Source organism: Paenibacillus sp. FSL R7-0297 (assembly GCF_038009025.1).
GTDB lineage: Bacteria > Bacillota > Bacilli > Paenibacillales > Paenibacillaceae > Paenibacillus_AQ.
Genome location: NZ_JBBPAQ010000001.1, coordinates 3,081,236 through 3,107,412, shown reverse-complemented (window position 1 = coordinate 3,107,412; position 26,177 = coordinate 3,081,236). Strand labels below are relative to the sequence as shown.

At 49.2% G+C, this 26,177-nt stretch carries 19 protein-coding genes, 2 tRNA genes and 1 pseudogene; 2 read left to right on the top strand and 20 right to left on the bottom strand.

The window, feature by feature from the left end:
- Positions 1-78: 78 nt before the first annotated feature.
- The 9 genes and pseudogenes from MKZ24_RS13570 to MKZ24_RS13535 all read right to left on the bottom strand — a co-directional run bounded on the left by MKZ24_RS13570 (position 79) and on the right by MKZ24_RS13535 (position 12,059).
- Positions 79-2,427 carry a histidine kinase gene (locus tag MKZ24_RS13570; protein ID WP_340783732.1) on the bottom strand — a complete coding sequence of 783 codons (2,349 nt, stop codon included), beginning with the start codon at positions 2,425-2,427 and terminating at the stop codon, positions 79-81.
- A gap of 90 nt (positions 2,428-2,517) precedes the next feature.
- Complete coding sequence (gene kdpC / locus MKZ24_RS13565; protein WP_042238467.1) at positions 2,518-3,090, bottom strand: potassium-transporting ATPase subunit KdpC; 573 nt, start codon at positions 3,088-3,090, stop codon at positions 2,518-2,520.
- A 15-nt stretch (positions 3,091-3,105) separates the two neighbouring features.
- On the bottom strand, positions 3,106-5,133 hold the full coding sequence (kdpB, locus tag MKZ24_RS13560) for a potassium-transporting ATPase subunit KdpB (RefSeq protein ID WP_042243157.1): 2,028 nt from the start codon (positions 5,131-5,133) through the stop codon (positions 3,106-3,108).
- Between the two features lie 25 nt (positions 5,134-5,158).
- Positions 5,159-6,826, bottom strand: a complete 1,668-nt coding sequence (gene kdpA, locus MKZ24_RS13555) for a potassium-transporting ATPase subunit KdpA (RefSeq protein ID WP_340790162.1) — start codon at positions 6,824-6,826, stop codon at positions 5,159-5,161.
- A gap of 30 nt (positions 6,827-6,856) precedes the next feature.
- Positions 6,857-6,934 (bottom strand): K(+)-transporting ATPase subunit F, encoded by a 78-nt coding sequence (kdpF, locus tag MKZ24_RS33095; protein ID WP_445253833.1) that lies wholly within the window; start codon positions 6,932-6,934, stop codon positions 6,857-6,859.
- A 132-nt stretch (positions 6,935-7,066) separates the two neighbouring features.
- A complete protein-coding gene (locus MKZ24_RS13550; RefSeq protein WP_042238468.1) occupies positions 7,067-7,465 on the bottom strand; it encodes a hypothetical protein in 399 nt (132 codons plus the stop codon).
- 312 nt (positions 7,466-7,777) lie between these two features.
- Positions 7,778-10,411 carry a sensor histidine kinase KdpD gene (locus MKZ24_RS13545; RefSeq protein WP_340783729.1) on the bottom strand — a complete coding sequence of 878 codons (2,634 nt, stop codon included), beginning with the start codon at positions 10,409-10,411 and terminating at the stop codon, positions 7,778-7,780.
- A 149-nt stretch (positions 10,412-10,560) separates the two neighbouring features.
- A pseudogene (locus tag MKZ24_RS33090) lies at positions 10,561-11,058 on the bottom strand (transposase); the annotation flags it as partial.
- 401 nt (positions 11,059-11,459) lie between these two features.
- Positions 11,460-12,059, bottom strand: a complete 600-nt coding sequence (locus MKZ24_RS13535; protein ID WP_340783726.1) for a ketopantoate reductase family protein — start codon at positions 12,057-12,059, stop codon at positions 11,460-11,462.
- A 537-nt stretch (positions 12,060-12,596) separates the two neighbouring features.
- Here MKZ24_RS13535 and MKZ24_RS13530 point away from each other — a divergent pair.
- On the top strand, positions 12,597-12,950 hold the full coding sequence (locus MKZ24_RS13530) for a hypothetical protein (RefSeq protein WP_042238470.1): 354 nt from the start codon (positions 12,597-12,599) through the stop codon (positions 12,948-12,950).
- Between the two features lie 379 nt (positions 12,951-13,329).
- Here MKZ24_RS13530 and MKZ24_RS13525 read toward each other — a convergent pair.
- From MKZ24_RS13525 to MKZ24_RS13510, 4 genes are all read right to left on the bottom strand, one after another.
- Positions 13,330-13,403 (bottom strand) — tRNA-Ile (locus MKZ24_RS13525).
- Positions 13,404-13,450: 47 nt separating this feature from the next.
- A tRNA-Met gene (locus MKZ24_RS13520) sits at positions 13,451-13,527 on the bottom strand.
- Between the two features lie 83 nt (positions 13,528-13,610).
- Entirely contained in the window at positions 13,611-13,775 is a 165-nt protein-coding gene (locus MKZ24_RS13515; RefSeq protein ID WP_019909365.1) for a hypothetical protein, read from the bottom strand.
- A 432-nt stretch (positions 13,776-14,207) separates the two neighbouring features.
- Positions 14,208-15,776 (bottom strand): extracellular solute-binding protein, encoded by a 1,569-nt coding sequence (locus MKZ24_RS13510; RefSeq protein ID WP_052416660.1) that lies wholly within the window; start codon positions 15,774-15,776, stop codon positions 14,208-14,210.
- A 281-nt stretch (positions 15,777-16,057) separates the two neighbouring features.
- On the opposite strand from MKZ24_RS13510, the gene MKZ24_RS13505 reads away from it, so the two are divergent.
- Positions 16,058-17,391 (top strand): IS3 family transposase gene (locus MKZ24_RS13505; protein ID WP_156123488.1). Its coding sequence is split into 2 segments (ribosomal slippage): positions 16,058-16,439 and positions 16,439-17,391, totalling 1,335 coding nucleotides; the frame shifts between segments, so codons are not numbered across the junction.
- 156 nt (positions 17,392-17,547) lie between these two features.
- Here the strand turns inward: MKZ24_RS13505 and MKZ24_RS13500 are convergent.
- The 7 genes from MKZ24_RS13500 to MKZ24_RS13470 form a co-directional block, all read right to left on the bottom strand.
- Positions 17,548-17,673, bottom strand: coding sequence for a hypothetical protein (locus MKZ24_RS13500; RefSeq protein ID WP_340783686.1), 126 nt, complete (start codon positions 17,671-17,673; stop codon positions 17,548-17,550).
- 169 nt (positions 17,674-17,842) lie between these two features.
- On the bottom strand, positions 17,843-18,484 hold the full coding sequence (pyrE, locus tag MKZ24_RS13495) for an orotate phosphoribosyltransferase (protein WP_042238472.1): 642 nt from the start codon (positions 18,482-18,484) through the stop codon (positions 17,843-17,845).
- Positions 18,481-19,197 (bottom strand): orotidine-5'-phosphate decarboxylase, encoded by a 717-nt coding sequence (gene pyrF, locus MKZ24_RS13490; protein ID WP_340790160.1) that lies wholly within the window; start codon positions 19,195-19,197, stop codon positions 18,481-18,483. Before pyrF ends, pyrE begins: the two co-directional genes overlap by 4 nt.
- Positions 19,198-19,391: 194 nt before the next feature.
- Complete coding sequence (gene carB, locus MKZ24_RS13485; RefSeq protein ID WP_042238473.1) at positions 19,392-22,613, bottom strand: carbamoyl-phosphate synthase large subunit; 3,222 nt, start codon at positions 22,611-22,613, stop codon at positions 19,392-19,394.
- A 1-nt stretch (position 22,614) separates the two neighbouring features.
- On the bottom strand, positions 22,615-23,793 hold the full coding sequence (gene carA / locus MKZ24_RS13480) for a glutamine-hydrolyzing carbamoyl-phosphate synthase small subunit (protein WP_042139367.1): 1,179 nt from the start codon (positions 23,791-23,793) through the stop codon (positions 22,615-22,617).
- A 76-nt stretch (positions 23,794-23,869) separates the two neighbouring features.
- Positions 23,870-25,150, bottom strand: a complete 1,281-nt coding sequence (locus tag MKZ24_RS13475) for a dihydroorotase (RefSeq protein WP_042238474.1) — start codon at positions 25,148-25,150, stop codon at positions 23,870-23,872.
- Between the two features lie 116 nt (positions 25,151-25,266).
- Positions 25,267-26,175, bottom strand: a complete 909-nt coding sequence (locus MKZ24_RS13470; protein WP_042238475.1) for an aspartate carbamoyltransferase catalytic subunit — start codon at positions 26,173-26,175, stop codon at positions 25,267-25,269.
- Between the last annotated feature and the right edge of the window lie 2 nt (positions 26,176-26,177).

Sequence of the window (26,177 nt, the reverse complement as noted above, 5' to 3'; positions counted from 1 at the left end):
TTACATTCTTCCATTCAGCATGACATATTTGTCACATTGATCATTCTTGTATTCATGGAGTGATAAGCACCCTGCTTGTTATAAATCATGAGCAGACAGATCTTCACGCTTGATATAAGGATCGTAGTTAGCCACGATCAGAATATCCATATGTCTTGCCGTACGGAGCAGTTTTTGAATAACCGTTCCTTCCCATATTCTTCTCCACACTGGGCGGTCACATTGACCAATAATTAGTTGGGTGGCCCGGTGCTTATCAGCTTTCTCCTGAATCACTTCAGCCAGCTTGGCGGAAGGAGCCGAGAGGATCATTTCGAAGTTTCCTCCCAGCCGTAGTGTCAGGTTCTCAATCGAATCCTTTTTCTTTCGTTCCTCTTCTGTCATCTCTTTGCCTGCATGTACGTACAACACGATCCATTCAGCTTTCATGCGAAAGGCGGATCTGAACCCCCGGCGGATAAGTTTTTCTGCATTCGGACTCAGCTTGACACAGACAAAGATCACCTCCTGCTTATTCCATGGTCCACGCAATGAATTTTTACGCTCCCATGATTCCAGACGCTCATCTACATCATCTGCGATCTCCCGAAGTGCAAGTTCCCTTAAGGCAATTAAATTTCCGATTTTGAAAAAGTTGCCCAACGCCTGATCTATTTTTTCCCGGGCATAGATCTTTCCCTCCTTCATTCGGGCTTGCAGCGCCTGAGGCGCCACATCGATGAGCTCGACCTCATCCGCCAGACGCAGAATGGAATCCGGCACCGTCTCTCTTACCCGAACTCCTGTAATTTGTGCTACAGCATCATTGAGGCTCTCCAGATGCTGAACATTGACGGTGGAAATCACAGAGATCCCGGCATCTAGAATTTTAATGACATCTTCATAACGCTTTCTGTTGGCGCTCCCTGGGACATTGTTGTGGGCCAGCTCATCCACGAGAACCAGTTCTGGGTTTCGCCGGATAATGGCCTCTGTATCCATTTCCTCCAGCACCGTATCTGAGTATTTAATTTGGGCTCTCTCAATGAAAGGCAGTCCGGCTACTTGCTGTCCAGTCTCCAACCGGCCATGGGTTTCCAGAAGTCCGATTACCACATCTACGCCCTTCTTCAGCAGGTGATTGCCTTCCCGCAGCATGGTATACGTCTTGCCGACACCAGGAGCTGCGCCAATCAAAACCTTGAACCGCCCCCGCTTGATTCGCCCAATCTTCTCATCTACTTCCCGCGAGCTGAGCCGGTGATACCTCGAATTATCCACCGGAGCTGCCAGCTTGGCCGGCATGATCCTCTCCCCCTGATGTTCTGCCCGGTCGGCAACCATAAAGATATCCATATTTGTGGACTTGCGGAGGATATCATTGACGACTGAGCCCTGCCAGAACTCCTGCCACCTGGATTGACGGGAATGTCCCAATACAATCCGGGTCACATTGTGCTCAAGAGCGTAGCGGATCAGACGGTCCGGCAATCGTCTCCTTGAATGGAAGGATAGCTCCTCGAAGTCTGCCCCAACCTTCTTAGCAAGCTTAACGAGCGAATCCTTAAAGGCAGCCTGTTCCTTCGTCAGCGGATGCTTCCTGCTCACAAAGGTAACCACAATCAGCTCTCCGTTCAGCCGCTTGGCGACCTGCTGACCCCGCCGCACATAAATGGAGCCATTCCAGTGATATTGGGTAGATACCAGGATGCGCTCCGCCGCTCCTGAAGGTCCAAGCATACCCATCTGCTCCCGGTGCTTCTCCAGGGAGTCATTCACCCCTTCGGCTACCAGCCGGAGGGCAAGCTCCCGCAGCACGCCCAGCGTTCCCCGCTGAAACAGGGGAGAGGCCTTGCTGTTTCGCACATGTCCTTCCGATACACGCTGAAGCAGCGTTTCCGGGGTAACATCGATCAGTCTGATCTCATCTGCAATCTCCAGCGTGTGCGCAGACACGGTTTCTTCTACCCGAATGTCCATGAATTTCTGAACAAGCTCCCTGACGTCTTCCAGCTCATACACATTGACAGTCGTCATGACGCTGATTCCATGACTCAGCAAGAAATGGATATCCTCTAATCTTGTCGGCCGCTCTGCACCTTGCCGGTTCCGGTGAGCCAGACCATCTACCAGCACGACCTCAGGATTCCTGCTAAGGATAGCCTCTATATTCAAATCCTTTTTTTCCATGCCTGCTTTCGTCCAATGAATACTTGGGATCCGTTCCAGTTCACCCACCTGTTCAATAGTTTCCGGGCGCTGCAGGGTAGAGACCGCACAGATTACCACGTCTATTCCCTGCTGTTGAAGCGTCGTACCTTCCCGCAGCATATGATACGTTTTACCCGATCCGCTTACAGCACCAATGAATATTTTGAGCCGTCCACGATGCAGCTTGGAGATGGACAACAATATTTCCTCTGGACTTTTCCGTTTGAAGTTCTCCACTTGGCCTTTCCCCCCACAATATACGCAAAGATCCGGCAAGAAATACTTGCCGGCGTCTTCGTGTATAACTTGATTAATCCCTTATTAATTTCATTTTCCACTAACCGTCTTCTGCACATCGATATTGAGCATAAGAACATTGACGGTCAGTTCACCAAAGATTCCAAGCTCTCTTTCTTTGGTATGTTGTGCGACCAGCGCATTCAACTCAGCTTCCGGTATACCCGTACTTTTACTGATACGCGGGATTTGAACCTGAGCAGCCTCCACACTGATATCCGGATCTAATCCGGATGCTGAATTGGTGATCAGGTCAACCGGCAGCTTGGATACAGGCACACTAGGGTTCTCCATCTTCCAGGCGTCTACGGCTGCCTTCGTACGGTCCAGCATGTCGGGATTGGAAGGCGCATAGTTTGGTGTACCGGAAGATGCGGCATTGTATTCAATACTGGATACCCGGCCATGAAAGTAACCGGGAGAAGTGAAATTCTGTCCGATCAGCTTAGAGCCGATGATTTCATGGTTATCATTATAGATTAAGCTGCCATCCGCTTTCTTCGGCATCACTGCCTGGGCGATCCCGGTCACAACCAGCTGATAGGCCAGAACGATGACCATGAGTATGATACTTGTTCTTATTGTAACAGCTATGCTCTTCATTTCTCATTCACCCTTCTATACCCAAAATTGGACAATCAAGTCAATCAGTTTGATTCCAAGGAATGGAACAACTACGCCGCCCAAGCCATATACAATCAGGTTGCGGCTCAGGAGCTGCGATGAGCTCATCGGCTTGTAAGCAACCCCCTTCATAGCCAGAGGAATCAGCAGCGGGATAATGACTGCGTTGAAAATCAAGGCCGAGAGGATAGCAGAGAGAGGGGAATGCAGTCTCATCACATTTAATACTTCCATTTCAGGAATGGCCACCATGAACATTGCCGGGATAATCGCAAAATATTTGGCGATATCATTTGCAATACTGAATGTGGTTAAGGCTCCGCGGGTCATCAACAACTGCTTGCCGATCGAGACCACTTCAATGATTTTGGATGGATCGGAATCAAGGTCCACCATGTTGGCGGCCTCTTTGGCAGCAACTGTTCCGCTGTTCATGGCAATCCCTACATCTGCCTGAGCCAATGCTGGAGCATCATTGGTGCCATCACCGGTCATGGCTACCAGTTTGCCTTCCGCTTGTTCACGACGGATCACGGCAATTTTGTCCTCCGGTTTACTCTCAGCGATGAAATCATCGACCCCGGCCTCAGCCGCTATAGTCGCGGCAGTCAGCGGATTGTCACCCGTACACATAATCGTTTTGATTCCCATTCTCCGCATCTGCTCAAAACGTTCCTTCATCCCTGGTTTTACCGTATCCTTCAAGTAAATGAGGCCGTACATCGTCTGATCGACAGCTACAGCAAGCGGTGTCCCCCCCGCCGATGCAATAGCATTGCTGTTTGCCAGCAAATCATCCGGGATCATCCCTCCCTGACCGGTAACCCATTGTCTTACTGCGTCTACCGCTCCTTTGCGGATATGGCGTCCATCCGGGAGGTCAATACCACTCATACGGGTCTCTGCCTTGAATTCAACGAACTCCGCACCTTCAGCTATGGACTCCTCAAAAGAGAGATTCTGATTCTTAATCAACTCCAGCACAGACCGCCCCTCTGGCGTCTCATCCCGGACCGAACTTAAGGCTGCCCAGGCGGCCACATCTTGAATAGAATGCTTACCGACCGGAATAAATTCGCTGGCCATACGGTTACCGTACGTGATCGTTCCTGTCTTATCCAGAATAATCGTGTTGATGTCCCCGGAGGCTTCTACCGCCTTACCGGACATAGCCAATACATTGAATTGAGTGACCCGGTCCATTCCCGCAATACCGATCGCTGACAGCAATCCACCAATAGTGGTTGGAATCAGACAGACCAGCAGTGCAATCAGTACTGGAACCTCCAGACGGATATCCAAATAATCCGCAAAGAAAGGAAGGGTAATCACTACAATCAGGAAAATAATCGTCAAACTGACCAGTACCGTATTTAAAGCAATCTCGTTTGGCGTTTTTTGACGTTTGGCCCCTTCTACCAATGAAATCATCCGATCCAAAAATGACTCGCCGGGATCACTGGTAATGCGGACCTTAATCCGGTCGCTGACTACCTTGGTTCCTCCGGTTACTGAACTGAAGTCTCCGCCGGCTTCTTTAATGACCGGAGCAGATTCACCCGTAATGGCCGATTCATCGACCGAGGCCAAGCCTTCAATCACTTCCCCATCCCCGGGGATCATTTCACCCTGGGCTACAATTACAACATCACCTTTACGCAATTCTGTGGATGGCACTTGCTTGACCGAGTTTCCACTGACCTTGTTTGCCGTGATCTCTTTTTTGGATTTCTTGAGCGAATCTGCCTGCGCTTTACCACGGCCTTCTGCCAGTGCTTCTGCAAAGTTGGCAAAAAGCACGGTGAACAGCAGTATGAACGCAACAGCCAGATTAAATCCAGAGGATACATCTCCGCCAAATGCCCCAGGTACAAAAACAAGAAGTAAGGTAATGATAAACCCCATTTCCACCACAAACATGATTGGATTACGCATCATAATGCGCGGGTCCAGCTTGATAAAGGACTGTTTGGTAGCCTGCATGACGATATCTCTAGTTAATGCACTTTTTTTTGTACTCATTTCATATTCCTCCATCCATAGCCTCTTAAGGTTTCAGCGTCAAGAATTCAGCAATAGGTCCCAGGGCAAGCGCCGGAAAGAATGTTAAGGCTCCGACAATTAGCACTGCACCAAGAAAAACAGTGCCGAACAATGCATTGTCTGTACGGAATGTCCCAGAGGTCTCCGGTACAGATTTCTTGACGGCCAGCGAACCGGCTACGGCAAGCATTGTAATGATTGAGAAATACCGGCCTATAAACATTACAATCCCAGTGGATATATTCCAGAACGGCGTTGCATCTCCAAGTCCCTCAAAGCCAGAGCCATTGTTGGCGGCAGATGAAGTGAATTCATACAGCGCCTGTGTCAGTCCGTGAAATCCGGGATTTGAGAGGGTATCCGACTGAGTCATAAGAGCCAGGGCCGTAGGCAATAGAATAAGCAGAGGATTGATTATCAAGGTAATCGCAATCAACTTCATTTCTTTACCTTCAATTTTTTTGCCGAGAAACTCCGGTGTTCGCCCTACCATTAGCCCGGATAGAAATACAGCAATCATCGCATACATGAGCACATTGACAAAACCTGCTCCGACACCGCCAAAGACGGTATTCAGCATCATATTCCCAATCGTTATTAGACCACCTATAGGCGTTAACGTATCATGCATCGTGTTGACTGCTCCGGTCTCCGTTGCCGTCGTGACCACAGAGTAAAGGGCAGACTGCGCCACACCGAACCGCATTTCCTTGCCTTCCATGGAGCCCTGCTGATGCTGAATGCCCAGAGCATTCATTACCGGGTTTCCGGCATTTTCACTGGCTAGCGAAATTCCCAGGAAGACAATGAACATCATTGCCATGGATACGAATAGTACCCGGCCCTGTTTTTTATTGCCGACCATTTTCCCATAAGTGAACGGCAGTGCCGTACCCAGCAGCATCATAAGTAAAATTTGCAGCAGATTGCTGATTGCACCCGGATTCTCGAAAGGATGGGCAGAGTTGACACCGAAGAATCCGCCCCCGTTGTTGCCCAGTTCCTTGATAGATAGGAACGAGGCAACCGGCCCGCGTGCAATCTCTTGTTTGACACCTTCAAGCGTATTGGCCACAGCTGTGGGCTCCAGAGTTTGCGGTACACCGAGAGCTACAAAAACAAAGGCCAGGACAAAGGATACCGGCAGCAGAATGCGTGTAATTCCTCGAATCATATCCACGAAGAAATTCCCGAGTGGTTTCCCGGCTAAACCGCGGATAAAGGCAATCGCTACCGCAAGCGCTGAAGCCGGAGCGGCAAACATCATAAACAGAATTCCTAGCATTTGCGACAAATATGAAAGTCCGCTTTCGCCGCTGTAATGCTGAAGATTGGTGTTCGTCATGAAGCTGATAGCTGTATTAAAGGCAAGTGTCGGCTCCATCGAAGCCACTCCGCTTGGATTTAACGGCAGGGCTCCCTGAAATCTGAAAATCAGATATACCAGTAGAATCATCACTGAGTTGCTGAGCACCACAGCCAAAGCGTATTGCTTCCAGCTATAATTCTCCTTACGTATTCCCCCGATAGCATAGATAGGTTTTTCGATCCAGCCGAACCAGCGGTCAAGCCCTGTTTTCTCATAATTGAAGGCTTGCGCGATATACAGCCCCGCAGGACGCGCAAGCAGCAGAGAGAGTAATAAGGTTATTGCAATAGCGATAAAAGACATCGTTGTCACTTGAATCCCTCCTGAAATCGTCTAGAATTGTTCCGGATTAAGAAGCGCGTAGGTCAGGTACACAAAAAGAGCGGCTATAAGGATTGCAAGTACCCACATCATCCTTGGTCACTTCCTTTGTCAACAGTTCCAGACGCCCATTGGCCCAGCCCTATCATCAGTAGGGTAAGGATTACTAGAGCAGCAATCATATATATATCCAGCATGTGAATGGCCCCCTTTAATTCATTTTCACTTATCCAGCAGAAAAGAAAGATTATCGCTGGTCGTTCGTATAACGTAATTCGCACCCAGTGCCTTATAGATCATTTGCGGGTACCGGTTCTTGGTAATGACGAAAATCGTACCTAACGTCCATTTCCGGAGAGTTTCAATAAGCCCGCAGCATTGACCCAGATCTTCTTCAAAAATATATACCTTGCTGAACTCATTCTCCGGAATGCTGATCAAGCACTTTTCTTTAATATCCACTTCAACAACATTTTTTACTCCCAATTCAAGCAGATGTTGTTTTTGTACAGGGCTACAGGACACCGCAGCAAAGCATTCACTTGTTCCTAGCGCCTGTATAAATTGATTCTCTGCCACATTAGGAGAGTACACTAACATCATGGCATCACTGCGACCCATACCATTCCCTTCTTTCTGAGATTAGCAGCACTGCACTGATAGCATATCCGCATAGTCAATCATTTTTTTCACGAGTTTCACCACAGTCCATCCCCCATACCTTCTTTCCTCTCTTTCAGCGACTGTTTATTCGCAAAATGCTTCGTTTTCATTCCTGTTTCAGCGTAACATTTCCAGCATTAGTTTAGGATTAGGGTTTAAATGAATGTATTAAGATCACCTTAAGAAGGATATTTCACGTTGAATAAAAAAAGCTATGCTCCCAAAAAGAGCATAGCTTTTTTTATGATATCCACCTTCTCAATAAAAGGCTTATTCATGAACATCTACCTCCTCAGCTTTCAGGGTGAAGGAAAAAACTGTACCATTCGGAACATTATCCTTGACACTAATATTACCCCCATGGGCATTTACAATCGATTTGCACAGGGAAAGACCCAGACCGAGTCCGCGGCGGCCATCTCCGCGTATATTATTTGCCGTGTAGAACATCTCAAATAACCTTGATTTATCTTCATCTGAAATACCGGGACCATCGTCAGAAACCTCCACCACAACCCACAGCTGGCTCCTCCTTACATGTATAGAGATCTGGGATCCCTCCTGGGTGTACTTGATTGCGTTATCCACAAGATTAATCAGCACCTGGACAATAAGCCGGGAGTCCATCCGGGCCATCATCAGTTCATCATCCAATAGGGTTCGAATGATATGCTTCTCACTGTTCCGGTTCACATGAAGCAGAGCCTCCGAAATGACCTCTTCCATTAATTCCGCCTGGAAATTCATGTTCAGCTTATCATTCTCCATCCGGCTAATGGACAGCAAGTTTTCCACCAGATTGATCAACCAAATGGAATCGTCATAAATATCGGAGTACAACCCTTTTTTCTGTTCTTCGTCCAGCACCCCTGCGTTTGCAACAAGAATTCCTGCATTGCCCGAGATGCTGGTAAGTGGAGTGCGGAGATCATGGGAGATTGAACGAAGCAGATTGGCCCGGAGATGCTCCTGCTGGATTTGCAGCGAGATCTCTTTTTGTATCTCATTCAGTCTTTCTTTCTCCAGCGCGAACGCGCACTCTCCAAGCATGGCAATCATCAGGCTTTTTTCAAAGACCTCCAGTGGCTCCTCCTCTTCCATGACGATGGCCGCTACTGCAAAAACAGTATCTCCTCCACGCACGGCATGGTATAGACAACTCGCACCAAAAAAAGTATCCGTGGTAGCTCCGGCACGTTTGTTGTTCTTAAATACCCATTCTGCAACTGCACGTTCATTGCTTCCTGTATAAGCCGCCGAATCGAATGCAGCTCCTCTCTTTGGAAATACCTGAGGTGCGGACAGCCCCTCCCGCTGAACCGGATAGAAGATAATCGTTCTGTCCAGGAGCTTCACCATCTGTTGCGCCATAGCATCAATAATCTCCTGTGAATCCTTCGTCTGCTGCAATTTCCGGCTTGTTTCCAAAAGCACCTCAGTACGATAGGCTTTTTGCGCGGATTGGCGTGCCTGTTCTCTAACACGCATGGTCAAAGTACTCATGATTAAGGAGGCGGACAGCATGACTAGAAATGTAATAGGGTATCCGGAATCATACGCAAGCAGAGAGTAATAGGGCTCTGTAAAAAAGTAATTAAATACAAGAACACTCATGACAGAGGAAATAACACTGTATACTCTGTCCTTAGTGACTAAAGCGCTTAATAAAACACCAAGAATGTACACCGTAATAATATTCGCTTCCCGAAACCCCAAATTTTTGAACCAGATACCAATGATCGTACAGACAGTCAGTATGGTAAGAACTTTGGCGGTGTCGACCAAGGAGAGCTTCGGATATTGGTTGTATAAAGGACGTTTTTTATAAAAAGTGGAATCGGTATACGGAATAATAAAAATCTCAATATTGGGGAGGAAGGCGGTTAATTTATCCACAACATTGGATTTTGCAAATCCCCTCTTTTTATTCGGAGAACGACCTAAGACAATTTTTGACACATAACTTGTTTTGGCATACTCCGCAATTTGCCCTGGAATATCCTCACCGTATACAGTGGCGATGTGTGCCCCCATTTGTTCGGCAAGTCTAATGTTTTCTCTCAGTTCTGTTTTATTCTTTTGAGTCAATTTTTGGGTTTCCGGTGTTTCAACAAACAGCGCTGTAAAATGACCGTGAAACGCCTCAGCCATTCTTGCTGCTGCCCGGATCACTTTTTTATTCGAAGCAGCAGAAGACAAGCAGACCAAAATATGATCTTTAATATCAAGCTCGCTTGTTTTCGTCTGCTCACTGATCTGCATCGCGATTCGGGTTAACTGGCTTGCTGTATTACGCAAAGCTATTTCACGCAGGGCGGTGAGCTTCTCTTTGGTAAATAAGCCGGCAATCCTAGGATCGTCCTGACGATACATGCTTGCCTTATTCAAGCGCTCAATTAAATCATCAGGTTCTATATCAACCAGTTCCACCTGATCTGCACTGTCAAACACACTATCCGGTATTCGCTCCTCAACCGGAATACCTGTAATGGAGTACACAATGTCTGCCAGGCTTTCAATCTGCTGGACGTTAATGGTGGTATATACATGGATTCCAGCGCGAAGAAGCTCCTCCACATCCTGATACCTTTTTTTGTGACGGCCTCCCGCCTCATTTACATGTGCCAGATTGTCCAATAAAACAAGTTCAGGGTTTCTCTGAAGGGCACGATCCAAATCAAATTCTGTGATGGTTGAATTATTGCTTGTACTATCCATGGAAGGCAAAACTTCCAATCCCTTCAATAGATTCAGGGTATCCTTACGGGCATGGTAATCAATATATCCAACAATAACATCCATCCCCTCTTTTTGATCTTCATGAGCCGCACTCAGCATAGTATATGTCTTGCCGACGCCGGGAGCGTAGCCAATAAAAATTTTCAATTTTCCCATGACCGCCATTGTAATCCCGCTTTCCACTTTCATTTTTTCGAGATTTATTTGAAGTATATCATGGGCCATATCATGATCGTGTTATGACTTCACCCATTGCATTAAGATTGCATTAAGATAACTTATCCATACTATTCAGCAAATACTCTAACAATATGGAGTTTCTCGCTGCTCATCTCGGTGGACTCGCCAAGTTCACTCAGATCCTGGCCACGGTGTTCATGTTCTTCTTGTTTCTCTGCGGCCTCAATGCCCTCAAACAAAGCATGTACCTTTTCTTGGAATTTGGCCTTATGCTTACTAACCGCTTTGCCGCACACGAAGGTATAACGATTCGCGTTGGCCTCTATCTTGGTACCGTTCACAAAAAAATGCTCAAGAGAGATGTACTTTTCATCGGCCAGGAACTGAATAACCGCAGTGAATACGGTTTCGAGAACATCTTTCATCCGCTCGGAGGAATAGATACGCTGAGTGTAGGCATAAATGATAACTTGGTGAGCATTTTAGGGTGGTAGCTGTCACGGCCACCGCCGGGGTAGGCAGCGTCAAAGATGGTATCGTCAAGCCAATTAACGGCTGCGTTAACGAGCGCGATCGAGGTGGTTTTCTGGAACGTCTTCTTCCAAGTCCATTGGCAAGCAAAGTGGGTCCATGGACTATTGAATGTACAAGGAAATCGCTCCTTTTGGGATGGTTGGTGGTACTTCCATTTTATTAAAAAGGCGATTCCTTTTTTTGTATTTTTGTTGAAGTTGGTGTATTCGTACCCCGCTTAAACAGCGGAGAGGACGGAACGACCCGCGGAAAAGCGGAAGCGTTCGCCTTGGTCTCCGGATTTTCACCGCTAAGGGAAATGAAAAACCCTCAATTTTCATCGTGGAATTTACATGCATTCCGTTCGTAATGAGCAAGGCTACTACAACTCCAAGAATTGCGATCTAACTGATAATAAACGGCCATGGTTTGTTATAGGCTGATTTGCCCACTTTGTACAATAATGTAGACACTGTAATGGTTCTCTCCCTTATTAAATCGAATAAACAAATCTAAGTCATCATTCCGTAATTAGGCTATCTACAGCGTAAAGCCGTGGTGCCTTTATGCCGTGCTTTCTGGCCTCTGATATAACTTCCTGTACGGCATAACCAACCTTAAAGTGGTTATGCTCCACAAGTGCATAGGGCATGCTTTTAGGTGAATAAACAATGTTACTCATAAGAAATCCAACAACACTCGGCGGTAGGGTGCTCACCACCCTTGTCAAAATATCAAGTTTTGATCCTTTTGCTTTCAAAATAGGGATCAATTCTTTCATATTACGACCTATTCCAGCGAGGGCTTCGGGTGAAGAAATGACTTTTTTAAAACTGCCACTTTTTAATACTTCGATTTCCATTGCAACGTTTAATGCGAAGTGATTCCAGAGCCAACTATGCGGATCCTTTTGAACCCTTATCTTGAAGCCTGCCTCAACAAAAAGCTTGCGAACCTCTAAATCTCTTTGGGTAGGCTCGGATTCAAATGTTCCAAACTGAACCGTCTTGTAAACACCACCGTAAAGAGTATTTCCTTCAAATCCGCCCCACCACCGGGGAAGCCAAAAACAATTTGATTGACCGGAATCGGCTGAATAGCGGATTGAGGATCTTGCCAACAGTTATTGAAAAACAGAACTGTTGCATTTCCAACTCGTGGAGCAAGGTACTCAACCACACTTGATACTTCTGGGCGTTTGGTTCAATCAGTGGATTAAGTATCAGAATAAAGAAAAAGAATTAGGCCTGGTTATATACTAAAGCCACTATTTATCTCTCTTTATTTTGAATTGATGATCAATTGTACATGCCCTTATTAGCGTAAAACTGGTAAGGGAGTTAATTTTAATGGGCATTGCTTATTGGATTTTTATAGTTTCAGTTATTATTGTTATTGGTGGATTAGTTGGTCTTAAAAAGCAGAGTAATTAGTAGGAGCTATAACAAACCCTACTAATTACTCTGCCGGTATGTTCGCCATCCTCCGCTGTGTTATCTCTTCGTACTGTGCAACAATCGTTAAGACTCTCGATGAAAAAGATTTATTAAGCTAATGGGCAGTTTAGATTTTTATGAAGAAAAGCGGTGTTTGTGGTATTATTTGTAATTATGGGTTATGAAATAAATGGATTTTTTCAAAATGGGGGAATCAAAATATGGAACGTAAAATTCAACTAATGGAAACCTACGTAAATATCGACCTTGGAAACTCACCCTTTTTAAAATTAGATAAAGGGTTGCAAATTCCATACTCTTCAATCATAGGAATAACAACAGGTAGACCGATACCAAATGCTTTTAAACTATATGGTGCTTTATTAGGAGGAATGAGAAATGGGTTATTTAGATCAAATGGTGGTTATCAACTGCACTTTTTTGAAAATGAGCTCGAAACTCTTCATTTAGATTTGAATAGCTTTAAAGTTGGTAAGTTCAAAATATCAAAGTTGATCATTGGTGTTGAAAATCCTGAAGAAATAAGTAAAAATATTTCCGAAAGAGTGAAGTGATAATTTGTTGATGAACTGTTCTTTCAACTAACAGAAACTTTAGTTCAACAATACAGCGACAGTGTATGACTCTAATTTCTAGTTCTGAGCAACCATCGATAAAAATTTTGGGCTAACGATTCCTCTCCCTCACTGCGCAGTTTGCGTCAACCATGAATCACACACAGTTTATAGAAAAATCTGTTTATAATCCTTGGAATCGAATTTCCCCGTTTCTCGATCTACAGCGACCAGGCCGATATCTGTATGAAAAAAACAATTCACCTCCTAACCAGTTAAGTTTTCGCACTCTAGTGCCCCTTCAGATAAACTTGATCTTATTTTGCTCGCGAGCCCATAAAAAGCAAAAAACCCTTACAGGGTAAGGGTTTCGTTGAAGTGGGCCCTACAGGACTCGAACCTGTGACCAATCGGTTATGAGCCGACCGCTCTAACCAACTGAGCTAAGGGCCCGGACTAGGATATCCGTATTTTACAAGTGCTGTCTGATGAAATAAAATTGGTTGCGGGGGCAGGATTTGAACCTGCGGCCTTCGGGTTATGAGCCCGACGAGCTACCGGGCTGCTCCACCCCGCGTCAGTAATCATATTCAAACAGCGACAATAGATAATATACAATATAAGCATGGATAAAGTCAAGGATGAATTTGGTTAATTTATTTATGGCAGAAAACGCACACCGTAGCGGCCCTTACGCGAACGGTAAATTTCCACAAAACGCGGATCATGATAGCCGTAGATCCAGCCGTCCTGCTCGAGTCTTTTGGCCAGACAACCCGCTTGAAATCTTGTCCTGAACAATTTTGCGAAGTATATCCAATTCATGATGCCCTTCTCCTTTTTCGTATTCATGTATGCTACTCTGATCATTATCATGCCCATTTTTTCATTAATAACAGGAAAAAAGTCCTGCGGAACGGTTGGCAAATTCTGCAACGCAATTCTGTGATTATTTTCCACCCAACAATTCAGAGGATAGTTGTATAATGTACAATTAAAAACAGCGAAAAGGGATGCTTGCCTCTTATAACTGTAGTCTGTACAACTAATTCTGTCCGAATCAGGGAAAACCGTCTGAAACAGGAAGTTTAATTGCACGAAATACAACTAAACAATTAATTGGTTATAAATCAGACGATTTAGTTGTACAAAGTACACTTAATCATACCGGATCGGATATACCATAATTGGGTTACTACAAACCATTGGCAAACGATTCTCCAAAGTGGTTCTCACTTGTTTAAATCTGATGCTATCCTACTTGCCCTTCACACTTCGCTCCAGCCAGCCGTTGTCCAGATTGAACAAGACTGTGGGATCCTTGCGCATCGCGTTAAGCATATGGTTGCCCTGCTGCTCCCAGGCCTTGAGGGCATTCGCTACCGTCCGTTTGCCTTGAATGACTTCGCTGAACAGCATTTGTCCGGCCAGATTAATCTGATAAATATTAGGCATCTTGTAAGCCAGACTCTCCACATTAGCGTCCGTCAGCGGCACAGGCTTCAAATTGTAAAAAGGTTCAAGGCTTACTCCAGCCTTCTGTGAACGGTTGAAATCCATACGGGAGGTAAGCTGATAAGGATTGGCCGCCTTGATTCTGGCTACTTCGTTGCTGTTCACAAACTTGATCAACTCCCAGGCATCCTCTTCATTCTGCGCGGTACTGCTGATGGCCAGCAGCTGATCCAGTCCAGCACCGACGGCCACGCCCGGCTTCTCGGCAAACGTAGGTACGGCGGCGATTCCCCAATCCACATGTCTGAAATTAATGTTCTTAATCAGGAGCGCATTGCGGTCCGCGGAAGCCAGCTCGTTGATATAACCATATTCTCCGATGACCATTGCCGCTTTGCCCGTCAGAAACCAGTCACCCAGAAACGGGTTAAATCCGGTCTCTGCAGGTTCGGCAACAGCTGCGGCTGCGGCTTCAATATCATCCGGGCCGGGGATAATCTTCTTCTGAATCAGATTGCTGAAGGTAGTCCAGCCTTTACTCCACAGCGCATTGTTCACTGTCATTGCCCTGCCTTGGTTATCGTACATAGCAGCTTGCAGAGGAGAGAGATACGCCTGCATATCCGCGAACGGATCGCCGGCATAACGGCTCCTTGAGAAGCCATATATCCGCTCATCCATCTGCTTGGAGGTCTTCGTCACCATACCTGCAAGCTTGAAGAATTCATCCCAGGTCATCCCGTCCGTTGGATAATTCACTCCGGCAGCATCGAATATCCCTTTATTATAGAAAACTACACTTGCGTTGAAAGTAGGTGCCAGCGCAAACAGGTGGCCCCGGCCAAGCTGACGTACACCATACAGCATCGTCGGTGCCATATTGCTGATATCATAGCCGTCACGGTCAATCAGCGGCTGCAGAGGCTCAAGCATGTTCTGGGCTGCCAGACTCCTGATCAGGCTGCTGTCTCCTATGACCACATCTACCGGATTACTGCCAAGCATGATGTCACGCATATGCCCCAATGCTTCCGGTCCTTCCACCATGTACGTGTTGGTGAAGCGGAACTGCTCCTGATCCACCGCCGGAACAAACTCCAGCTTCACGTCCGGATGCGTGAACTCATAGAGGTCAGTCAGATTTTGGCGCAGATAGGTATCATCGCTGCTACTCCACAGACTGCCGATCCGCAGGACCCGCTGTCCGTCCGATGGCTGCGTCACCACGGATGCCGTCAAGGGTTTGGCCGAAGTGGCAGAGCTGACAGGGGCTGCCGCCGCTTCAGCCGAAATAACAGGCAGCAGTACCGCCGTACAGAGTGCCAGCGGAAGCCCGCGCCTGAGCAGAAGATGAATCGTTGATTTAGCCATATTTATAGCCCCCTAATGAAATATCATACACCTGGACAACCGGCAGAGCATTCCTTTATTTAGCATTATATAGCCTATTCGAATATCGGAAGTGACATCCCGTTTAAACTAAAAAGACAGTTTGTTCACCTTGGCACAGACTGCTTTTGTCTAACGCAAAAAAGAAGCCCTGCTGTACCTGTTGAACTGTGACCCACAAGAAAGACACTTTGAAAAAAGTGACCTTCTTGTGGGTCTTTTGTGTTTTAATCAGAATATTGGAAAAGGAGCGGGATAAGACTGTGGGAAATTTAAATCGAACCCTATTTACGGAAGATATCATCAGAAGATTAGAGAAGAATCCAAATGTTCAGCGAGTATCCGAGACGAATATTTCGTATACTGCTGAGTTTAAGTTGGCGGCAGTGAAGGCCTACAACGAGGGGACACCCCCGTCAGAAATATTTCTTAAGGCGGGCTTTGACCTAAATCTCATCGGTTCTAAAAAACCAAAGCATAGTTTGAAACGCTGGAGAGATAGCTTTGCTAAATATGGTGAACTGGGACTACTGGAAGAACGGCGTGGCAAAGGCAGCGCTGGACGAAAGCCTGCATGTGCCTTGTCTGCTGACGAAGAACTGAAGCGCGCAAAGGCGAAGATTAAATTACTAGAAGCTGAGGTCGACTTTCTAAAAAAGCTCGAAGCGCTCGAACGGAACCAAGGAAAACCTTAACACCTTCGGAGCGCTACGAAATCATTTATCACACCCTGAGAGCCCATGGATTAAGCCGTATGACTCGTTATCTATGTGGAGTCGCCGCTGTGAGCACCAGTGGCTATTACAGATGGCTGGGCGCCGAGCAAAGGCGTCAACTTCGTGCAGCCGACGACGAGCGCGACCTTGTTCTTATTAAGCAACACTTCAACGCATTACAAGGAAGAGCTGGCGCTTTGGTGATTAAGATGCGTTTGGAGCATCTCAGCGGTGTCACCATGAATCACAAGAAGATTCGCCGATTAATGCGTAAATTTAACCTTGTCGCAGCCTTACGGCAAGCTAATCCGTACCGTAAGATGGCAAAGGCAACGCAGGAGCATCAGACCTGCGCAAACTTACTGAAACGCCAATTTGACCAGAAAGAGCCGGAGAAAGTCTTTCTAACCGATATCACCTATCTGCGGTACGGAAACGGACAGTGGGCTTATCTTTCGTGCATAAAAGATGGAGCAACCCGGCAAATTCTTGCTGACTGTGTAGCAGGGACACTAGAGTTACCACTCGTTGAAAAAACCATTCGGCGTCTGCTGGAACGGCTTGATGGAAATCTTCATCCAGAAGCCATTTTCCACTCCGATCAGGGCATGCACTACACACATCCTAAAACTCGTCTCCAAATTGAGCAGGCAGGTTTTCAACAGTCTATGTCCCGTAAAGGGAACTGTTGGGACAATGCATCGATGGAGTCGTTCTTTGGGCATATGAAAGATGAAATGAGCGTTCGAGATTGTCAGAATCTCACAGAAGTCAGGGCTCGTGTTTCGGAATATATTGCCTACTATAACTCCGAGCGATACCAATGGACATTAAAGAAGATGACTCCTGACGAATTCAGAAGTCATCTCCTTGCGAGCTAGCTCTAGGGTATTTCTTTTAAACCGTCCTCAAATTGGGTCACAGTTCATGTGAAGGCACGGGGCTTCTTGCTGTATTTCTGGCCTGCTTCCGGGCGGCGGCTGTTGTCGCATGAATTTCCCGATTCATCCGCCTTCTATGGTAGAGATCCGTTATCATTACACAAAATCCTGCCCAAAATACAACATTTCCCTCATCCTTTCGGCCCAAATCGAAGATTGTTGTAGAAAATGCAGCATTTCCTCTTCACCAAGCAGCTTAACGGGAATATTCTTGTATTTCATACAACAATCCTCCTGAACACCTGGCTATCCATGAGTCAAAGTTGTAAAACGTACAATATTTGTGTCCACACCGCTCAATAAGAAAACTCCAATGGGCAAGTAACAAATCAAGTGTGAGGAATAACAGTATTCAGCCGTCCTGAACCTGCTGACAGCCCACGAATCCCGCTTATACGCCGAACGCTGCAGGATCTTTGCGCCACGATTGCAGCAGCGCTACATCCGAATCGGCGATCGTGCCTTGAGCTAGCGCCACATCAATGAGTGTGCTGTAATTGGACAGGCTTTGCAGCGGGATATCCGCAGCGGCGAAGGCATCTACGGCGCGGTCCAGCTCGTAGCTGAAGATGGCCAGTACGGCCAGCGGTACGCCGCCCGCTTCCTGCACAGCCTGCGCGGCCTTGATCGAGCTGCCGCCGGTGGAGATCAGATCCTCGATCACGATCACCTTCTGGCCGGGAGCGATCAGTCCTTCGATCTGGTTCTGCTTGCCGTGGCCTTTGGCCTTATCACGGATATAAGCCATCGGCAGACCGAGCTTATCGGCCACCCAGGCCGCGTGCGGAATTCCGGCGGTTGCAGTTCCGGCAATCACTTCAGCATCCGGATAGCTGCCTCTGATCAGCTCTGCGAAGGCGTTGGCAATGTAGCTCCGGACAACCGGGAAAGACAAGGTCAGGCGGTTATCGCAATAGATCGGCGATTTGATGCCGGACGTCCAGGTGAACGGCTCCTGCGGACGCAGGGCTACCGCTCCAATCTCCAGCAGATAACGTGCAACTTGTTCACTTTTATTCTCTAATGGGCTCATACTTCGCTCATCTCCTCAATAATGGTAAGTGCTGCGGCGCGCGGATCTGCCGCCGCTGTAATCGGCCGGCCCACTACCAGGTAGTGGCTGCCCTGCCGTATAGCTTGTCCCGGCGTCATAACCCGGGACTGATCGTCCAGCGAGGCACCGGCAGGCCGGATACCCGGGGTCACTGTACGGAAATCCGGTCCGCAGGCTGCTGCGATCACCGCTGATTCCTGCGGCGATGCCACCACGCCATGCAGCCCGGCTTCAGCTGCAAGCTTGGCGTAACGTACTACGGTGTCTGTCACCGTACCGTTGATGCCGATTTCGCTGTTCATAACCTCCTGGCTGGTGCTGGTCAGCTGGGTCACCGCAATAATGAGCGGAATATGCAGCGACGGATTCAGGCTGACGGCCTTGGCGGCACCTTCCAGCGCAGCAGACATCATGGCAGCTCCTCCGGCGGCATGCACGTTGAACATATCAACGCCCAGCATGGTTAGGCTCTCAGCCCCCCCCCGTACGGTGTTCGGGATATCATGCATTTTGACGTCCAGGAAGACCGAATAGCCGCGTTCCTTCAGCTCCCGGATGAAGTCCGGCCCGGCAGCATAGAACAGCTGCATGCCGACCTTCATATAGCAGGGGATACCTGTGAGCTGTTCCATTAGAACCCTAGCCTGTGCTGCGTCCGGATAGTCCAGGGCAACCATCAGCCGTCCGGCCATTTCATTACGCTTTTCTACTTGTCCGATGTTCTCATGTTCATGTTGCTGCTGTGCTGCGGTCCCATCCATTTGCCAGCCTTCTTTCTTTGTTCAAGTGATAACAAGCTCTGCAAGGTCCCGGGCATAGGTGAACGGCTTGCGCTAACGCAAACCGTTCCTATAGCAGCCTGTAGCGGCTGCCCTCACCCTATATGTTATTGTCCGACAAAAGCAGGCATCGACTGTGAAGAGAAGTTAATCGTCTGCAGCATTCTCAGCAGTGCGGTTACGGTATCCAGCGAAGTCATACATACAACGCCGTTCTCTACTGCTTCCCGGCGGATACGGAACCCGTCACGCTCAGGCGTCTTGCCTTTGGTCAGTGTATTGAAGACGAAGTTCGCCTGACCGCCGCGGATCAGATCCAGAATGGTCGGCTCACCTTCATCCAGCTTGTTAACGTTCATCACGTTCAGCCCGGCCTGCTCAAGTGCCGCTGCTGTACCGCCGGTAGCGATGATTTTGTAGCCCATGGCATGGAAGCCCTTCATCAGCTCAACCGCTTCAGCCTTGTCTTTGTCTGCAACGGTAACGATGATTGCTCCGGTAGCTGGAATCTTCATTCCTGCGCCGATCAGCCCTTTGTACAGCGCTTTGGCATACAGCTTGTCGCGGCCCATAACTTCGCCGGTCGATTTCATTTCCGGTCCAAGAGTCGGTTCCACTCTGCGCAGCTTGGCAAAAGAGAACACAGGTACTTTTACAGAAACGTAGTCGCTTTCCGGCCACAGCCCTTCTGTATACCCGTCTTCCTTCAGCTTGCCGCCGAGGATGATTTTGGTTGCCAGATTAGCCATTGGAATGCCTGTCACCTTGCTCAGGAAAGGAACCGTACGCGAAGAGCGCGGGTTAACCTCGATCACATACACTTCGTTCTGATAGATGACAAACTGGATGTTAACCAGTCCGATCGTCTTCAGTTCCTTAGCGATCTTGATCGTGATCTCAGAGATCTTCTGCTTCAGGCCTTCATCCAGGTATTGCGGCGGATAGACGGCGATGGAGTCACCGGAGTGAACCCCTGCGCGTTCTACATGCTCCATAATTCCCGGAATCACTACGGTCTCGCCATCGCAGATCGCGTCGACTTCAACCTCTTTGCCCAGCATGTAACGGTCGATCAGCACCGGATGCTCCGGATTAACCTTCACCGCTTCAACCATGTAGCTCAGCAGCTCTGTATCGTTGTAGACAATCTCCATCGCACGGCCGCCGAGGACATAAGATGGACGAACCAGCACCGGATAGCCCAGCGCCTGGGCTGTTTCAACGGCTTCGTCAATGTTGATAACCGTTTTGCCTTTTGGCTGTGCGATATCCAGACGGGCCAGAAGCGCTTCGAATTTCTTGCGGTTCTCCGCTTCATCGATACTCTCCAGGCTGGTGCCCAGAATGTTCACACCAGCTGCGGCGAGTGGCGCAGCCAGGTTGATGGCTGTCTGTCCACCGAACTGTACGATAACCCCGATCGGATTCTCCTGGGCGATCACGTTCATCACATCCTCGAAGAATAGCGGTTCAAAGTACAGGCGGTCTGATGTATTGAAATCCGTCGACACCGTCTCTGGATTATTATTGATAATGACGGCTTCATAGCCGGCTTTCTGGATCGCCCATACTGCATGCACGGTAGAGTAGTCGAACTCGATACCCTGGCCGATACGGATAGGACCGGAGCCGAGCACGATAACCTTCTGTTTATCGGAATGAATCACTTCATTCTCGGTCTCATAGGTCGAGTAGTAGTATGGCGTTGAAGCTTCGAATTCGGCGGCGCAGGTATCGACCATTTTGAATACCGGAACCAGACCCTGCTGCAGACGCAGCACGCGTACTTCGGATTCCTTGGTGAATGCCCCGCCCGGACGCCCTTCGGCACGGATCTCGGCAATCGCCCGGTCGGTGAAGCCCTTGCGCTTGGCCTGATAGAGAATTTCTGCGGACAAGGTTTCTTCCGCGCGGATCTCGTCCTCGAAGCTCACGAGGCCTTCGATCTTGGACAGGAACCACCAGTCAATATTCGTCATATCCTGAATATCCTGCAGCCCGTAGCCGCGGCGGAACGCTTCTGCGATCAGGAACAGGCGCTCATCATCCGCTTTGGCGAGTCTATTACGCAGTACACTGTCTTCAAGCAGCTCTGCGCCAGGCAGACGGAAACGGTGCACACCGATCTCCAGCGACCGGATCGCCTTGTGAATCGACTCTTCGAAGGTACGCCCGATGGCCATCACTTCTCCGGTTGCCTTCATCTGGGTACCCAGCTTACGGTTCGCAGAGATGAACTTATCGAACGGCCAGCGCGGGATTTTGCTGACGATATAATCCAGTGTCGGCTCGAAGCAGGCATAGGTCTGTCCGGTAACCGGATTGACGATTTCATCGAGCGTGTAGCCGAGGGCGATTTTGGCAGCCATCTTGGCAATCGGATACCCGGTCGCCTTCGACGCCAGCGCCGACGAGCGGCTTACGCGCGGATTCACTTCAATGACATAGTATTGATAGCTCTGCGGGTCCAGTGCGAACTGCACGTTACAGCCGCCTTCGATATTCAGCGCGCGGATAATCTTCAGTGAAGCGCTGCGCAGCATCTGGTACTCACGGTCAGACAACGTCTGGCTTGGCGCCACTACGATACTGTCGCCTGTATGTACGCCAACCGGATCAAAGTTCTCCATGTTGCAGACTACAATACAGTTGTCGTTCTTATCACGCATCACTTCATATTCGACTTCCTTCATGCCGGCGATGCTCTTCTCCACCAGACATTGGCCGATCGGGCTGTAACGGATACCTGCTTTGACGGTTTCGCGCAGCTCTTCCTCATTGTCACAGATCCCGCCGCCTGTTCCGCCTAGCGTGTAGGCCGGACGGACGATCAGCGGATAGCCGATGCCGGCGGCGAAGCCCATCGCTTCTTCCACACTTGTGATGATGGCACTCTCAGGAACAGGCTGATCCAGCTCACGCATCAGCTCGCGGAACAAGTCACGGTCTTCTGCTTTCTCGATGGATTCCAGCTGTGTACCCAGAAGCTTCACATTCTCGGATTTCAGTACGCCTGCACGGGCCAGCTCCACTGCCATGTTGAGGCCAGTCTGTCCGCCCAGTGTCGGCAGCAGTCCGTCCGGACGCTCCTGACGGATAATCGCCGTTACGAATTCCAGTGTGATCGGTTCAATATATACTTTGTCAGCCATATTGGTATCGGTCATGATCGTAGCCGGGTTGCTGTTAATCAGCACAACCTCTACGCCTTCTTCTTTGAGCGCCTGGCAGGCTTGTGTGCCCGCATAGTCAAACTCGGCGGCTTGGCCGATGACAATCGGACCGGAGCCGATAACCAGAATTTTTTTGAGTTTATCGTTCTTAGGCATGTTATAGTGCTCCTTTCACGGCTTCAAGCTGTGCTGCAGGTTTCGGTGCCGTGATTCTGGCATTGGCCGCAAGCTGCGCCTGGCGCGAGCCTGCCGGCAGTTTCGCCTTGTGGTCTGCGATCATCTGCAGGAAACGGTCGAACAAGTAGCTGCTGTCATGCGGTCCCGGCGCCGCTTCCGGATGGTACTGCACCGAAAAAGCGGGGTAACGGGTATGCTTCAGTCCTTCGACGGTCTTATCATTGTTGTTAATATGCGTAACTTCCAGATCCGTGTTCACTACGGATTCTTCATTAACCGTATAGCCATGGTTCTGCGAGGTGATGAAGCAGCGTCCGCTCTCCAGCTCTTTGACCGGATGGTTACCGCCGCGATGTCCGAATTTGAGCTTCTCGGTGTCAGCGCCGCATGCCAGCGCGAACAGCTGATGACCCAGGCAGATGCCGAAGATCGGATATTCGCCGAGCAGTTCGGATATGGTCTTAACTGCATATGGCACATCCTTAGGGTCCCCAGGGCCGTTCGACAGCTGGATTCCGTCGGGATTCAGGCGGCGGATCTCATCTGCAGTCACATCGTGAGGCACGACAACCACATCACAGCCGCGGCTGTTCAGCTCGCGCAGAATGCCTGTCTTCGCGCCGTAATCTACCAGCACGATACGTTCCTTATTACCGGGACTGCTATATGTCTTGGTTGTGGAGGTACGTGCTACCTGATTGCGCAATTCTTCAATTGTAGTATCGCCCATCATTTCCATCAGTTCTTCCACACGTTTATTCGAAGTGGTGAGGATCGCCTTCATCGTGCCGTGGTGGCGGATAATGCGGGTCAGCATCCGGGTGTCAATCTCGCTGATTCCGGGAATGCCGTATTCCTTCAGCAGATCGTCTACACTGTATTCAGCACGCCAGTTGCTGGGCACAGTCTCGTGACGACGCACCACAAAGCCGTGCACAAAAGGGCGCACAGATTCGAAATCATCACGGGTAATGCCGTAATTTCCGATCAGCGGATACGTCATGGTGACGATCTGGCCGCAGTACGAAGGGTCCGACAGCACCTCCTGATATCCCGTAATTCCTGTGTTAAATACAACCTCGCCCGTCTTTTCGCCTTCCGCGCCAAATGCGGTGCCTGTAAACAGCGTTCCGTCCTGAAGCAGCAATCTCGCCTGCATTCCCTTCCACTCCTTCTTGTTTCTGTAGTCTGATGCTTATGTCACGGCCGGCAGCCTGGCTGCCAGTAACCGTCAGTTATACTTCACTCCATACGGCTCTGCCGTCTACCCAAGTCTTCACCGGCCAGCCCTTAAGCTTCCATCCGCCAAAAGGAGTATTCCGCCCTTTGCTGGCAAACGTTGCCGGGTCCACTTCCTTCTCTTCATTCATATCAATCAGTGTCAGATCGGCAGGCGCGCCTACTGCAAGGCTGCCAGTGTTCAATCTGAACACCCGGGCCGGATCAGCGGTCATCCGCTGGACCAGCAGGGACAGATCCCATTTGCCAGTGGCCACAAAAGCGGTATACAGCAGCGGGAAGGCTGTCTCAAAACCGACGATGCCAAACGGTGCAAGCTGCATGCCTTTTGCTTTCTCTTCCGCACTGTGCGGTGCATGATCGGTAACGATGATATCCAGCGTGCCGTCCAGCAGGCCTTCGATGCAGGCTTCCACATCGCGGCGCGAGCGAAGCGGCGGGTTCATTTTCCAGTTCGCGTCCATGCCCGGAATGTCTTCCTCCGAGAGCAGCAGATGATGCGGGCACACCTCAGCGGTCACCTTGATGCCGATCTGCTTAGCCTGACGGATCAGCCGTACCGATTGCTCGGTGCTGACGTGGCACACATGGTAGTGAACGCCCGTAGCTTCAGACAGCAGTATGTCGCGCCCTACATGGATGGCTTCCGACTCATTCGGAATTCCCTTAAGTCCATGCTTGTCGGCAAACGTACCTTCCGCTACCGCGCAGCCCTCAACCAGCGAGTTGTCCTCGCAGTGGGCAATGACCGGCATATCCATTCCTGCCGCCAGCTTCATGGCATCCTTCATCATTTGTGCGCTCTGTACGCCTACACCGTCGTCGGTGAAGCCAATCGCTCCAGCCGCTTTCAGTGCCGCAAAGTCAGTCAGCTCAAGTCCCAGCTCATTCTTCGTAATGGCCGCATAAGGCAGCACCTTCACGAGTCCGGCTTCACGCGCCTTATCTTTTACCAGTTGGACGATCTCTGCACTGTCTGTTACCGGGCGTGTATTCGGCATGCAGGCGATAGTCGTGAATCCGCCTTTGGCCGCCGAACGTGCGCCGGTCTCAATCGTTTCCTTATGTTCAAACCCCGGTTCACGTAAGTGCACATGCATATCGATCAGTCCCGGGATCAGCAGCTTGCCTTCCGCTTCGATGATCTCTCCTGCTTCATCTACCGCTTCAGCGGCATCCAGAATCTTAGAGATTACCCCGTTCAACACGACAATATGCTTGCGCTCCAGCACGCCTTCTTGGCCCAGTACACTGGCGTTTTTAATGATCACGGTTATGATTCTCCTTTGTGCCTCAGGCCGCAGCCGTAAGCTCTTTAGTTATTATATAATAAAAATTCATCTTTGTGTATATTTATTAGTAAAGTTATGTGAGGTTTTTTTACGGAATCTTGCTACTGAAGTGCTCTCTCCATCACTGCCATCCGTACCGGGACTCCATTCGCCATCTGCGGGAAAATCCGTGACTGGCTGCTCTCCACCACTGCATCATCGATCTCCACATTGCGGTTGACCGGCGCCGGGTGCATGATGATCGTTCCCTTGTCCAGCTTCGCAGCGCGTTCTTCCGTAAGTCCGAAGTGCTCCCGGTACTCTGCTGCCGATAAAATAATACCGGAGGCATGCCGTTCCAGCTGCACTCTCAGCATCATAACCACATCCGCTTTCAGCGCTTCTTCCATTGAAACGTATGGAGCGTACGCGGCAAGCTCAGGAGCCTGCATATTCGCCGGTGCGCAGAACTGGACGCTTGCGCCCATCTTGGTCAATGCCCACAGGTTGGAGCGTGCCACCCGGCTATGCATAATATCTCCGATAATCGACACTTTCAGGCCCTTCAGTTCTCCGAAATGCTTGCGCATCGTGTACAGATCCAGCAGCGCCTGTGTCGGGTGCTCATTGTTGCCGTCTCCGGCATTGATCAGCGGGATGCTTACCTTCTCGGCCAGCTGCTGCAGCACGCCTGCAGGCTTCAAACGCACAACTCCGGCATCGATCCCCATCGATTCTAAGGTGCGTACGGTATCGTAGATCGACTCGCCTTTTTCTACACTGGAAGCTGCCGCCGTGAAGTTCAGGACCTGAACGCCCAGCCGTTTCTCGGCCATTTCGAAGGAGAAGCGGGTCCGTGTGCTATTCTCAAAAAACATGTTGGCAACAAAATGCGATCTCAGCACCGGCGTGAGCTTCTCGCTCTGATTGTCCCAGTAAGCCGTTCTGTTCAAAAGCTGGCTGATTTCCGAAGCGTCCAGTTCCTTAATCCCCAGCAGACTGCGTTCCTTCACTTTGGTTGCCGTCATCATTG

Coding starts and splice junctions, on each gene's coding strand:
- kdpC (WP_042238467.1), bottom strand. CDS start 3,090: ATGAAGAGCATAGCTGTTACAATAAGAACAAGTATCATACTCATGGTC.
- kdpB (WP_042243157.1), bottom strand. CDS start 5,133: ATGAGTACAAAAAAAAGTGCATTAACTAGAGATATCGTCATGCAGGCT.
- kdpA (WP_340790162.1), bottom strand. CDS start 6,826: ATGTCTTTTATCGCTATTGCAATAACCTTATTACTCTCTCTGCTGCTT.
- kdpF (WP_445253833.1), bottom strand. CDS start 6,934: ATGTGGGTACTTGCAATCCTTATAGCCGCTCTTTTTGTGTACCTGACC.
- MKZ24_RS13550 (WP_042238468.1), bottom strand. CDS start 7,465: ATGGGTCGCAGTGATGCCATGATGTTAGTGTACTCTCCTAATGTGGCA.
- MKZ24_RS13545 (WP_340783729.1), bottom strand. CDS start 10,411: ATGGCGGTCATGGGAAAATTGAAAATTTTTATTGGCTACGCTCCCGGC.
- MKZ24_RS13530 (WP_042238470.1), top strand. CDS start 12,597: ATGGAACGTAAAATTCAACTAATGGAAACCTACGTAAATATCGACCTT.
- MKZ24_RS13515 (WP_019909365.1), bottom strand. CDS start 13,775: ATGAATTGGATATACTTCGCAAAATTGTTCAGGACAAGATTTCAAGCG.
- MKZ24_RS13510 (WP_052416660.1), bottom strand. CDS start 15,776: ATGGCTAAATCAACGATTCATCTTCTGCTCAGGCGCGGGCTTCCGCTG.
- MKZ24_RS13500 (WP_340783686.1), bottom strand. CDS start 17,673: ATGAAATACAAGAATATTCCCGTTAAGCTGCTTGGTGAAGAGGAAATG.
- pyrE (WP_042238472.1), bottom strand. CDS start 18,484: ATGAGCCCATTAGAGAATAAAAGTGAACAAGTTGCACGTTATCTGCTG.
- pyrF (WP_340790160.1), bottom strand. CDS start 19,197: ATGGCCGGACGGCTGATGGTTGCCCTGGACTATCCGGACGCAGCACAG.
- carB (WP_042238473.1), bottom strand. CDS start 22,613: ATGCCTAAGAACGATAAACTCAAAAAAATTCTGGTTATCGGCTCCGGT.
- carA (WP_042139367.1), bottom strand. CDS start 23,793: ATGCAGGCGAGATTGCTGCTTCAGGACGGAACGCTGTTTACAGGCACC.
- MKZ24_RS13470 (WP_042238475.1), bottom strand. CDS start 26,175: ATGATGACGGCAACCAAAGTGAAGGAACGCAGTCTGCTGGGGATTAAG.